Consider the following 12,257-nt stretch of genomic DNA (forward strand, 5'->3'; position numbering starts at 1 on the left):
ACGGTCGGGGGTTCGTCCGTAATGTCTAAATCTTAATTCGTATAACCATCACATCAAACGGATAAGAACAATACAATTCGGAAATAAGTTGGGATACCTTTTAAGGAATTCCTGACCACCCTGATTATTTAGCGAGCTAAATAGTCGTTTTCAACGGTAAAAATCCGCTATTAATCCTGCTAAGATATAAATTATTAATAAAATTTATTAATTAATTTGCTTATTAATTGAAATTTCCATTCAAAAATTAAGAATATTTAACTGATTATGACCTTATAAGAAAGAGAAGAAGATCATTTTTTCTATTCAGCTGCATATTTTTGTAAATTACACTCTTAGAATTATAGCAACATATACAGATAAATGAAAATCAATAAACTACATATTGCGCTACTTCTTATTTTAAGTTGTAGCGGTATAACACCAACCTTAAAAGCTCAAGAAAAAATGACCGAATTTGACAAAAACTTTGTGCATACTGTTTTCTTTTGGTTACATAACCCCGGTGATCAGGAAGACAGAACAGCGTTTGAAACTTCGCTTAAAAAATTCTTAAATTCAAGTTTATACGCAAACACACATTTTATAGGTACTCCTGCAAATACTCCGCGTGATGTGGTAGATAGTTCATATACCTATTCTTTAGTTCTCACTTTTCCTTCTAAAGAGATTCAGAATAAATATCAAAGTGAAGAAGCGCACCTACTTTTTATTGAAGAATCTGCCCATTTATGGGATAAAGTAATTGTCTATGATTCCGTTGGGATAAAAGGATATTAAAAAGATCTGAGGTAATGAGGTGAAGTTTTGTCTAAATTGTCACCTCATTTACTGCATTAACTACAATTTCCAGATCGTTTACACCTCTAAAGCCGCTAAATCCTACGGCTAACATTTTATCTCCTAATTTTATGGGTTGACCACCTTCCCAGCCAATAAAATCTGGTCTTTCTATGCCAAATTGATTATCATCTAGCTTACCAGCGAAAACGAGCTCTTCAAATTCGCCGGTTTTTTGCCGGTGATCCATACCTGGCTGGCTTTAGTCCAGGCAATTTTATAAAAGTGGCGCTGCTTGACTTTATCCTTGCCATACATTTTGCCGTAAACCTGAGCATCTTCATCAATAATACAAACAGCAACGTTGCCTTCAGCAATAGAACTATCTTCAGGATGCATCATATATTTAGGTATCTGCTCTTCAAACGATTTAAAAATCTGCTCGATTGCCTCTAAAAACTCCGATTTTGACATAAAAATTGACTTATAATGTTTAAAATAAAATGGTGATCTTCAAACAGAATATTGAAAATCACCATTTAAATGTACAAAAGTTATTTGCTATTTCTGCCTAAGATTTAATAGCTATTTTTTAATTATTAAAGTCCGTCGTAAGGCTCTCATAGAAGGTCTGGCGTATTTTAGGACCGTTTATAAAAGCGTCTTTCATAGCCTCATCACTGTAGAAATCGCCGGTAAGTGATTCATCAGCAATAATATCCTCCTTGCTTGTGCTAGAGTCTATAGCCTGCTGTACATTAGATTGAATGCCTTTTAGCATTTCTACATATTTCTCATAATCTGCTTTAGTCGCAAGAGCACCATGACCCGGAATAATTTTGGTATCATTATTTATAAGCATCAATCCCGCTTTTCCCGCTTCAATATCACCTGCCACACTACCGCCGCTTGACAGATCTATAAACGGAAAGGAACCATTAAAAAATGTATCTCCTGTGTGTAAGACATTACTTTGTGGGAAGTAGATCATAGAATCTCCATCTGTATGGGCATTGTGCACATGAGTGGCAAGAATATCATTACCGTTAACGTGAATCATCACATCTTCATTAAATGTAATGACCGGCAAACCATTGTTTTGTTTTTCGCTTAAGCGTTTTCTCACATTCTCCTGGGCAAGAATTAAAGTTCCTTCTTTCTCAAAATTCGCATTGCCGCCGGTATGGTCACCATGAAAATGTGTGTTAGCTAAAAATTTTACTGGCTTGTCGCTTATTGTTTTGATGGCATCCAGAATCTTTTGAGAAAGAGGAGCAAACTCATCGTCGATCATGAAAACGCCATCTTCACCCGTAGATATGCCAATGTTACCGCCGTTTCCTATAAGCATGAATATATTTTCACTTACCGGGATCACTTTGATCTCGACATCGCTCATGTCCTGAAAGGCAAAAGTTTGTAGTGTTAATGATAGAAGTAGGAGTGTTAGTAGTTTAATTTTTTTCATAGTTTTTTTAATTCATTTTTCTTTTTGTGAAAGTTAATTAAAATTAGGCGCTGTTTATATGGTTTTAATTTGGTATTTCATTGTGAGTAATATAAGTGTTGAGTATCTTTGCACGACTTTTTAAAGACCCCAATCTCAGCATATTTGAGCTTAGTTAAAACACATACTGAAAGCGTATCTGCCTGGACAGATTTTAAGGAGATCACCAAGATGCGTCTTGCTATAAGCGTGGTTTTTTCAAGCATCGCAGGTTATTTTCTGGGTGCATATGAGATAGACTGGTACACTGTTTTCCTGCTGGCTGTAGGTGGCTATTTTATGGTGGGCGCTTCTAATGCGTATAACCAAATAATAGAGCGTGATCTTGATGCTCTGATGGATCGCACGAAGAATAGACCTATTCCTGCCGGGCGTATGACAGTCGCTAATGCTTTTGTAATTGCAAGTGTTTTTACGGTGCTTGGGCTTATAACTCTTTGGGTGATCAACCCAACGACAGCATACTTTGGTGCTGTTTCTATTTTTCTATATGTATGTGTTTATACGCCATTAAAAACCAGAACTCCGCTTTCGGTTTTTGTGGGTGCTTTTCCCGGGGCTATTCCGTTTATGATGGGCTGGGTTGCTGCTACAGATAGTTTTGGTATTGAGCCGGGAACCTTATTTATGATTCAGTTTTTCTGGCAGTTTCCACATTTTTGGGCAATAGGCTGGTTTTTATATGATGATTATAAAAAAGGCGGATTTTTTATGTTGCCTACCGGGAAACAAGATAAAGGAACAGCTTTGCAGGTCGTTTTTTATACCATTTGGACCGTTTTAGTGTCACTTATACCGGCTTTTGGTGTTACGGGGAGACTTTTTCTAACTCCTGTTTCGGCAGTTATAATAGGTGTCTTAGGTTTAGGGCTTCTGTTTTACGCTTTACGACTTTATAAGAATATGAATGCGGTTACTGCAAAACGGTTAATGCTTTCTAGTGTGAGCTACATCACGTTATTGCAAATAATATATGTGGCAGATAAATTTTTGAGATGATAGATTACACAGCACAACCCGAAGAAGAAAAACTCCAGAGATCAAAAAAAATGATGCTTTGGTTTGGTATTATTAGTCTTTCTATGATGTTTGCGGGATTAACCAGTGCATATATTGTTAGTAAAGAGCGTAAAGACTGGTTAACAGATTTTCAATTACCGCAAGCATTTTACATTAGTACTGCAGTGATTATTTTAAGCAGTATAACTATGCATCTGGCTAAGCGTTCAGTTTTAGCTCAAAAAGAAAGTACAGGCAGATTATTTCTTATTGCTACATTAGTACTGGGAGGTGCTTTTGTGTTTCTACAGTTTTTAGGATTTGATCAAATTATTTCAGAAGGATACTATTTTACAGGTAGTGACAGCACGGTTACAACGTCGTTTATATATGCTTTCGTTATTAGTCATATTGTTCACATAGGAGCAGGTTTGCTCGTTCTAATTATTGTGCTTGTTAATCACTTAAGAGGTAAATATACTCCCGGAAGAACGTTGGGAATAGAACTAGGCGCCACTTTCTGGCACTTTGTAGATGTGCTTTGGGTGTATCTGTTTTTGTTTCTTTTATTCTTTAGATAGGAATAAATTTTTTCACCAATCATTCGTATTTTGCAGATATTACGGTAGTTATGGCGCTTTTTTGAATGGTTATAAATACCATGTTTAACTTTGAAAACCATTTTAAAAATACCTATTTTTGCAAGGCTTATAAAACCAAAACTTATTTATGGACGCTACTGCTGTTAGAACAGGCACCGAAGGCAAAATCTGGGGAGGTGGTAACCAACCACTAAAGGTTAGTTACGGAAAGATGATGATGTGGTTTTTCATCCTTTCAGATGCACTCACATTTTCCGGCTTTCTCGCCGCTTATGGATTTTCCAGATTTAAATTTATCGATTCCTGGCCTATAGCAGATCAGGTGTTTACTCACTTTCCTTTTTTACACGGTGTAGATGCGCCTATGTATTATGTCGCATTCATGACATTTATACTTATATTTTCATCTGTGACCATGGTTCTTGCTGTAGATGCTGGTCACCATATGAAAAAGAACAAGGTGATCTGGTACATGTTCTTTACTATAATAGGTGGTTTAATATTCGTAGGTTCTCAAGCATGGGAGTGGACGAACTTTATACAGGGAGAATATGGTGCTGTTGAAACCAGAGCCGGTAAAATTCTACAATTTGTAAATGCTGAAGGAGAGCGCGTTGCGCTGGAGGATATAGCTGCAGATATAGCAGTAGAGCGTGAAGAATTAACGCGTAGCAAAGGCTTGTGGTATCTTGAAGAACAAAGCACTTTGGCAGATGTTAGTTTTGAGCAGGTAAAAGCAGGTTTCCTGGCTAATAATAATCTTTTCATACGTACGCAGTCTCAAACTGAAGAAGGTGAGAAAGTTGTTCTCTCAAGAGAAGAATCTATCAAGAAATTAAATGATGATGGTGTAGGAGTAGTGCAGGGTGCAAATCTTAGGCATAATGAATATGGAGCGCCTTTATTTGCAGATTTCTTTTTCTTTATCACCGGTTTTCATGGTTTTCACGTATTCTCAGGAGTAGTGATCAACTTCATTATTTTTATAAATGTGATTTTGGGTACCTATGAAAGAAGAGGAAGCTATGAAATGGTAGAAAAAGTTGGTCTTTACTGGCACTTTGTAGATTTGGTTTGGGTATTTGTATTTACCTTCTTTTATTTGGTTTAATATTAAATTTAGCTTTAAGCTTATTTCTAAAATATAAAAAATGGCACAAGACGCAGTACATCACGAGTCAGCTAGCAAAAGGATTTGGACTGTATTTTTTATCCTTTCAGTAATAACAATAGTAGAGGTATTTTTAGGTATTGTTAAGCCTGAATTTATGGTAGATACTTACCTGCTTCGTATGAAGTTGCTTAACTGGATCTTCATCATTCTTACCCTGGTTAAAGCCTATTATATTGTGTGGGCTTTCATGCACATGGAGCATGAGACTAAAGGGATGAGAAGGGCCGTAGTGTGGACGGCGATATTTTTAATTTGCTACTTAATGTTTATCCTGCTCACAGAAGGTGAGTATATATTTGATGTTTATCACGATGGATATCAAAGCTGGGATTTTTAATAAGATTTGAGACGGCTGCTTTAGCCGTCTTTTTTTTAGCTAGAATTTATTTTAGTGTAACGATGATGAGGTAATGCGGTCAATAGCTAAGAAAGTATAATGAAAAAGAATTTAGTTCTAGGAGTATTATTTATTCTTCCCATAGTGGCCTATCTCTTCTTTGCCTCGGGAATACATAATTTTGCAAAACTACCCGTTTTAACCACCAGCGTAAAAGAACTTGATTTTGCGCCAGATGTTGAGTTGAAAGATCACATTACAGTTTTAGGTTTTCTGGGTGATGAGATACCTGCAGAAGGTGGTACACTTTTCAATCTTAATCAAAAGATCTATACTTATTTCAGTCAGTTTGATGATTTTCAGTTTGTGTATTTGGTTCCGGAAGGGACAGATAAAGAAAAGCTACAGGATGTAGTTGATGAGCTTTCGCAGATTAGCGATATGACGCACTGGAAGTTTGTGTTTACAACAAAAGACAATATAAAATCGGTCTTTAATAGCCTAAAATCGCCCTACAAGCTCGAAAATGACCATGGCTCTCCATATATTTTCATTATAGATAAGGAAGTAAATCTTAGAGGTAGAGATGACGATGAGGATGTAGGAGATTTATATGGATATAATAGTACAGACGTTGCAGAGCTGGCTAATAAAATGAAGGATGATGTAAAAATTGTTCTGGCAGAGTACAGGTTAGCACTAAAGAAATATAACGCAGAGAGAAAGAAATAATATGAATGCAAAGAAAACCTATATAGGTATAGCTGTGATCGTTCTTATTTTCGGGTTACTCGTGATTCCTAAAATCATAGAACGTTTAAGTAATGATGAGGTGGTTGTAAATGACAGGCTAAATGTCGCTCAAAAACAAACGTCAGATTCAGACGCAGGTGATTTGGCTTACATTAAAATAAATGGTAAAGACAGAAGAGTTCCTTCTTTTAAGTTTGTTAACCAAAACAATGATACAATAACAGATAAAGACTACAGAGGCAAAGTTTTTATTGTAGAATTCTTTTTTACGCGCTGCCCTGATATTTGCATTCCTATGAATAAAAATCTCGTTGCCATTCAGCAGGAATTTGAGGGTAATGATAAGTTTGGTATTGCAAGCATTACAATAGATCCTGAAAATGATTCACCAGAAGTATTAAAAGAGTATGCTGAGCATTATAATGTAGATGAGTCTAACTGGAATTTTTTAACCGGAAGTCGCGATAGTATATATACGCTGGCTAATGAAAAATTTGGACTCTTAGCGCAGGAAAATCCAAATATAGAAGGAGGGCTTTTGCATTCAGGATACTTTGCGTTAGTAGATCAAAACGGTTTTATAAGATCGCGTCTCGACCCTTTTGGTAATCCTAAAGTATATTACAAAGGTTCAATTCCCAGAGATACGCCTGTTGTAGAAGATGGGGATAATGCCGAAATTGATATTTTAGTAGACGATATAAAGCTCTTGTTAAATAAGAATACAAGCTATGAGTGATGTTGCTTTAAAGGAAAAGAATTATAACCGGTGGATAATTGTATTATCTCTCGTAATTCCTGTGGCTGTAGCATTTTTGTTTACAGTAAGGATACCTGGTGTAGAGCGGCTTGGCTTTTTGCCTCCCATCTACGCAGCAACTAACGGTATTACTGCAGTGTTGCTGATTTCTGCAGTTGTACAAATACGTAAGGGAAATCAACGTTTACACGAAAAACTTATGAAGGCCGCAATCGTGCTTTCGGTTTTATTTCTCGTTTTATATGTTTTGTATCATGCTACATCAGATTCCACAAAATTTGGGGATATAAATAATGACGGGCTTTTGTCTGATGCTGAAAAAACAACTGTAGGCATTTCTGCTTTCTTCTATTATTGTATACTGGTATCTCACATACTTTTATCAATAGTTGTAATTCCTTTTGTGCTTATTACATACGTAAGGGCGTTATCTAAGCGATTTGATAAACATCGTAAAATTGCCAAAATAACATTCCCAATTTGGTTATACGTTGCGGTAACAGGCGTTGTGGTATATTTTATGATATCTCCTTATTATCCTGCTTAAAGAAATTGATGATGAAAAAGTATATCGCACTTCTAATTGTTCTTTTTTTAACTGCCACCCCTGTTGAAGCGCAATGCGCAATGTGCCGGGCTGTACTTGAGAGTGAGACAGATAATTCTATTGCTCAGGGTGTTAATAACGGGATTATTTATCTAATGGCGGTTCCCTATTTACTTATGGGTGGCCTGATCTGGTATATCTACAAAAGTCGAAAAAAGGCAGACAAGGCAGATAATTAATGCGTTAGGTAAGTATTTTTTCTTATTTTAACATTTGCACTTGTAACAAACAAGTGTTTACTTAGTCTATTCATTGAGAAACTGAGTGATGTAGCCAGGCTTCCCTAAAACCATCCCGTTGTATGATAACCATAAAAGATCTTCACAAATCCTACCATATGGGTTCAAATTCTCTTCATGTTCTGAAGGGAATTAATTTTTCAGTACAAGAAGGGGAATTGGTTTCTATAATGGGTTCTTCAGGATCTGGTAAGTCTACTTTGCTCAATATCTTGGGTATGCTTGATGAAGCAGATACAGGGACATACACTCTTGATGGTGTGCCTATTAAAAACTTAAACGAGAAAATAGCCGCTCAATACCGTAATAAATTTCTTGGTTTTATTTTCCAATCCTTCAATTTGATCGGGTACAAAAATGCAATGGATAATGTTGCTATGCCGTTGTATTATCAGGGCTTTAAGCGTAACGAGCGCAATGAGCGCTCTATGCATTATCTTGAAAAGGTGGGTTTAGCAGATTGGGCTGGGCATTTACCCAGTGAACTTTCAGGTGGTCAAAAACAACGTGTTGCTATTGCCAGAGCTTTGGCAAGTGATCCTAAAGTTTTGCTTGCAGATGAGCCTACAGGTGCGCTTGATACAAAAACATCATATGAAGTGATGGATTTAATTCAGGGTATTAATGATGAAGGTAAGACTATTCTAATCGTAACTCACGAAGACGATATAGCACATATGACCAAGCGTATTGTAAATCTTAAAGATGGCTTGATCATAGACGATACTAAAGTAAACCAGGTAAGAGCTTTGTCTCATGTTTGATATTGAGCGCTGGCAGGAAATTCTGGAAACTATCCGGAAGAACAAATTACGCACCTTCTTAACGGGCTTATCAGTTGCATCGGGAATATTTATTCTGGTGATTCTTCTTGGTTTTGGTCAGGGTATTCAAAATGGTATTTCAAAAGAGTTTGAGCAGGATGCGGCTAATCGTATAAGCGTTTATACAGGTGTGACCTCTGTAGAATACAAAGGTCTTAATCCGGGTCGTTTTATAGAGATGACTAATGAGGATTACAATTATTTAATTAAAAAGTATCAGGATAATCTGGAATTTAAATCTTCTGTTTACCGTATCTGGAGCGGTCTTACAACTTACAAAAATGAATCAGGAAGTTATAGAATAGAAGGTGTGTATCCCGATTATCAATTTCTTGAAAATGCCTCTTTAACTAATGGGAGGTTTATTGATTACACAGATCAGGATAACTATGAGAAAGTTGTTTCGATAGGTCGCAAGGTAAGCCAGGATCTGTTTAAAGATGAAGATCCCATAGGCAAGTATATTCAGATATCCGGAATCAATTTTAAAGTTGTTGGTGTTTATACAGACCCTGCGGGTGAGCGCGAAGAAGCTCGTATATTTTTACCTTTATCTACATCACAGCGCGTTTTTAATGCCGGTAATAAAGTGCGCAATTTAGGTTTTACGTTAAAACCGCAAGGTAGCTTTCAGGAGGCATTAGCGCAATCCATTCAGTTTTCTTCAGAAATACAATCATTTTTAAAAGAAAGACATCTCGTTGCTCCTGAAGATACAAGCGCTATAAACGTTAATAATTCATTAGAGAATGCAAAGCGATTTTATGATCTTATTGCAATTATAAAAGCCTTTTTCTGGACGGTAGGTATTTGTACCATAATCGCCGGTGTGGTTGGTGTAAGTAATATCATGCTAATCATTGTAAAAGAACGTACACGCGAAATAGGCATTCGCAAAGCCTTAGGAGCACAACCGTGGTCTATTATCTGGATGGTATTGCATGAATCTATTTTTGTGACTGCTATTGCAGGTTTTACCGGTTTGATACTTAGTATGGCACTTCTTGAAGTAATTGGGCCTAATATTGAGATGGATTATATAATAAATCCTTCAGTCAATTTTAATGTGGCAATTACAACAGTGTTTATTTTAATATTTGCCGGGGCATTAGCAGGATTTTTTCCGGCTTGGCGTGCAGCAAGTATAAGTCCTATAGAAGCATTACGTGAAGAATAAATCATCATATGTTTAACAGAGATCGTTGGAGTGAAATTATAGAAGCTTTAAATAGTAACTGGTTTAGAACCCTGCTTACCGCTTTTGGTGTGCTCTGGGGTATTTTTATTCTGGTTGTTCTGCTTGCTGCTGGGAAAGGTCTTGAAAACGGGATAAAGAAAGATTTTGGGAACATTGCAACTAACACTATGTTCATGTGGACGCAGAGTATCTCAAAATCTTATAAAGGCCTTCCTAAAGGGAGAGAATTTCGCTACGATCTTAATGATGTTAGGGCAATAAAAGATAACGTACCTCACTTACGCTTTGTATCTCCCAGAAATCAGTTAGGTGGTTTTGGTGGAGCAAATAATGTGGTACGAGGCTTAAATACAGGGGCATTTAATGTGTACGGTGATTATCCTGAAATTATAAAGCAACAGCCTATGGATATCACCAGTGGGCGCTTTGTAAATTATGGAGATATAGAGCAAAAAAGGAAAGTAGCGATCATAGGAGAAGGAGTGAAAACTGCGCTTTATGAACGAGAAGAAGATCCTATCGGAACTTACATAAAAATAAACGGGGTGAACTTCATGGTCGTAGGAACCTATAAAAAGGTTGCAAGTGAAGGAGATGCTGAAGAGGATCAAAAAGAAATTTATGTTCCCTTTACTGCTTTTTCCCAGGCATTTAATCAGGGAGAAAAAGTAGGGTGGATGGCCATTACTGCAGATGATAATAGTTCTATTACCGAATTAAAAAACCAGATTTTCACTGTAGTGAAAAAGAATCACACCATTCATCCTGATGATGATCGTGCGATTGGGGATTTTGATCTGTATCAACAATATCAAAAAGTAGAGGGGCTGTTTTTTGCCTTGAGAATAGTAGCCTATTTTGTTGGGATTTTAGTGCTTTTATCGGGGATTATTGGGATAAGTAATATTATGCTTATTGTCGTGAAAGAGCGCACAAAAGAAATAGGAATTAGAAGAGCATTAGGTGCAAGCCCATGGTCTATAAGAGTTCAAATCCTTATGGAATCTATGGTGCTTACAATTTTATCTGGAATGATGGGGATATCGCTTGGCGCATTTCTTATTTATATACTAAATAGCTATCTGGACTCTAATGGTCCCGTAAATATGTTTGCAAACCCCAGTGTTGATCTCGGTACCGTGCTTGTAGCTTTAGCTATTTTAATATTTTCAGGATTATTTGCCGGTTTCATACCAGCCCAAAATGCAATTAAAATTAAACCGGTAGACGCTCTGCGTACAGAATAGAATCAATCAGTTAAAACGAATATCAATATAACCATGAAGAAATCAGTCACCATTATCATCTTAGCTGTTATAGCAATAACATTTGTTGGAGCGCTGTATTATTTATATCAGAAGAATCAGGAAGATCCTGTGGTTTACACAACCGAAACTCCTACAAAAGAAACGATCATTAAAAAGACCGTGGCTACAGGAAGTATTGTGCCACGTGAAGAAATATTGATCAAGCCTAATATTTCAGGTATAATCGATGAGATTTTTGTGGAAGCAGGAGAATTTGTACAAGCCGGCGATCTTATAGCAAAAATAAAAGTTGTGCCTAATGCATCGTCTTTAACTACTGCAAAAAATAGTATTGCCAGTTCACGAACTGCTGTAGAAACTGCAAAACTTGCTCTTGATAATCAAAAAAGTATTTATGAAAGGCAAAAGGCTCTTTATGAGAAAGGGGTGGTTTCTGCCAATGATTTTGATAATGTACAGCGTGAATACAATCAAACAGTTCAAAATTACAAGCAGCAGCAATTAAGTTTATCATCTGCACAACAAAACTATGATATCGTTAAAACAGGTACTACGAGCGGGTTAGGTAGTGCAGCTACAACATCGGTTAGAGCAACAATAACAGGTATGGTTTTAGAAGTACCTGTAAAAGCGGGGAATCAGGTTATTGAGGCAAATAACTTTAATGACGGGACTACAATTGCATCTCTGGCAGATGTTAATGAAATGATCTTTCAGGGTAAAGTTGATGAGAGCGAAGTTGGAAAAATAAAGGAAGATCTCCCTTTAGAAATTACCGTAGGTGCTATCGAAAACAAAAAATTTGATGCTGTTCTCGATTATATAGCACCTAAAGGAGTAAGTGAGAATGGTGCAATTCAATTTGAAATTAAAGGCACGCTTAATAAATCTGATACTACTTTTATACGTGCAGGTTTAAGTGCTAACGCGTCTATTATATTAGCGCGTGCAGACAGCGTTCTAGCTGTAAAAGAGGCTTTGGTGCAATTTGATTCCAAAACTCAGAATCCATATGTTGAAGTTCAGAAAGGGGATCAGGATTTTGAACGAAAAGATGTAGAGCTCGGTATAAGTGACGGGATAAATGTTGAGATCAAAAAAGGCTTAGATGCCAATGATAAAATTAAAGTGTGGAATCCTGTAAATCCTGCAACCAATTTTAGTCGCTCATAAATTTTAAGGATTGTGTAACATAACTTCCGTTTTATA

The 12,257-nt window shown here is 36.6% G+C and carries 16 protein-coding genes; 13 read left to right on the forward strand and 3 right to left on the reverse strand.

Annotated elements, in window-relative coordinates; genetic code table 11:
- Window positions 1–363: 363 nt before the first annotated feature.
- Window positions 364–780, forward strand: a complete 417-nt coding sequence (locus ACH3O9_RS09600; RefSeq protein WP_416439809.1) for a Dabb family protein — start codon at window positions 364–366, stop codon at window positions 778–780.
- A 31-nt stretch (window positions 781–811) separates the two neighbouring features.
- Here the strand turns inward: ACH3O9_RS09600 and ACH3O9_RS09605 are convergent, their stop codons facing one another.
- From ACH3O9_RS09605 to ACH3O9_RS09615, 3 genes are all read right to left on the reverse strand, one after another.
- A complete protein-coding gene (locus ACH3O9_RS09605) occupies window positions 812–1,030 on the reverse strand; it encodes a hypothetical protein (protein ID WP_416439810.1) in 219 nt (72 codons plus the stop codon).
- Window positions 973–1,254, reverse strand: coding sequence for a hypothetical protein (locus tag ACH3O9_RS09610; RefSeq protein ID WP_416439812.1), 282 nt, complete (start codon window positions 1,252–1,254; stop codon window positions 973–975). Before ACH3O9_RS09610 ends, ACH3O9_RS09605 begins: the two co-directional genes overlap by 58 nt.
- Window positions 1,255–1,372: 118 nt before the next feature.
- Window positions 1,373–2,248 (reverse strand): MBL fold metallo-hydrolase, encoded by an 876-nt coding sequence (locus tag ACH3O9_RS09615; protein ID WP_416439814.1) that lies wholly within the window; start codon window positions 2,246–2,248, stop codon window positions 1,373–1,375.
- 144 nt (window positions 2,249–2,392) lie between these two features.
- Here ACH3O9_RS09615 and cyoE point away from each other — a divergent pair, with 144 nt between their 5' ends.
- The 12 genes from cyoE (at window position 2,393) to ACH3O9_RS09675 (ending at window position 12,221) form a co-directional block, all read left to right on the forward strand.
- Entirely contained in the window at window positions 2,393–3,286 is an 894-nt protein-coding gene (gene cyoE / locus ACH3O9_RS09620) for a heme o synthase (RefSeq protein ID WP_416439816.1), read from the forward strand.
- Window positions 3,286–3,867: a cytochrome c oxidase subunit 3 gene (locus tag ACH3O9_RS09625; RefSeq protein ID WP_416446665.1), complete on the forward strand. Its 582-nt coding sequence runs from the start codon at window positions 3,286–3,288 to the stop codon at window positions 3,865–3,867. The genes cyoE and ACH3O9_RS09625 overlap by 1 nt, the downstream gene beginning before the upstream one ends.
- Before the next feature lie 148 nt (window positions 3,868–4,015).
- On the forward strand, window positions 4,016–4,999 hold the full coding sequence (locus ACH3O9_RS09630) for a cytochrome c oxidase subunit 3 (RefSeq protein ID WP_416439818.1): 984 nt from the start codon (window positions 4,016–4,018) through the stop codon (window positions 4,997–4,999).
- 40 nt (window positions 5,000–5,039) lie between these two features.
- The gene (locus ACH3O9_RS09635) at window positions 5,040–5,399 is read left to right on the forward strand and encodes a cytochrome C oxidase subunit IV family protein (RefSeq protein ID WP_416439820.1); all 360 of its coding nucleotides are present in this window, start codon (window positions 5,040–5,042) and stop codon (window positions 5,397–5,399) included.
- Between the two features lie 99 nt (window positions 5,400–5,498).
- Entirely contained in the window at window positions 5,499–6,131 is a 633-nt protein-coding gene (locus tag ACH3O9_RS09640) for a hypothetical protein (RefSeq protein WP_416439822.1), read from the forward strand.
- 1 nt (window position 6,132) lies between these two features.
- Window positions 6,133–6,891: an SCO family protein gene (locus ACH3O9_RS09645; protein ID WP_416439824.1), complete on the forward strand. Its 759-nt coding sequence runs from the start codon at window positions 6,133–6,135 to the stop codon at window positions 6,889–6,891.
- Window positions 6,884–7,459, forward strand: coding sequence for a DUF420 domain-containing protein (locus ACH3O9_RS09650; protein WP_416439826.1), 576 nt, complete (start codon window positions 6,884–6,886; stop codon window positions 7,457–7,459). The genes ACH3O9_RS09645 and ACH3O9_RS09650 overlap by 8 nt, the downstream gene beginning before the upstream one ends.
- Before the next feature lie 8 nt (window positions 7,460–7,467).
- Window positions 7,468–7,698 carry a hypothetical protein gene (locus ACH3O9_RS09655; RefSeq protein ID WP_416439828.1) on the forward strand — a complete coding sequence of 77 codons (231 nt, stop codon included), beginning with the start codon at window positions 7,468–7,470 and terminating at the stop codon, window positions 7,696–7,698.
- Window positions 7,699–7,820: 122 nt separating this feature from the next.
- On the forward strand, window positions 7,821–8,522 hold the full coding sequence (locus ACH3O9_RS09660) for an ABC transporter ATP-binding protein (RefSeq protein WP_416439830.1): 702 nt from the start codon (window positions 7,821–7,823) through the stop codon (window positions 8,520–8,522).
- On the forward strand, window positions 8,515–9,759 hold the full coding sequence (locus ACH3O9_RS09665; RefSeq protein ID WP_416439832.1) for an ABC transporter permease: 1,245 nt from the start codon (window positions 8,515–8,517) through the stop codon (window positions 9,757–9,759). The genes ACH3O9_RS09660 and ACH3O9_RS09665 overlap by 8 nt, the downstream gene beginning before the upstream one ends.
- Window positions 9,760–9,767: 8 nt before the next feature.
- Window positions 9,768–11,027, forward strand: a complete 1,260-nt coding sequence (locus tag ACH3O9_RS09670) for an ABC transporter permease (protein ID WP_416439834.1) — start codon at window positions 9,768–9,770, stop codon at window positions 11,025–11,027.
- A 33-nt stretch (window positions 11,028–11,060) separates the two neighbouring features.
- Window positions 11,061–12,221 carry an efflux RND transporter periplasmic adaptor subunit gene (locus ACH3O9_RS09675; protein WP_416439837.1) on the forward strand — a complete coding sequence of 387 codons (1,161 nt, stop codon included), beginning with the start codon at window positions 11,061–11,063 and terminating at the stop codon, window positions 12,219–12,221.
- The last annotated feature ends 36 nt before the right edge of the window (window positions 12,222–12,257 follow it).

The sequence above is a fragment of the Leeuwenhoekiella sp. A16 genome, assembly GCF_047946675.1.
Lineage (GTDB): Bacteria > Bacteroidota > Bacteroidia > Flavobacteriales > Flavobacteriaceae > Leeuwenhoekiella.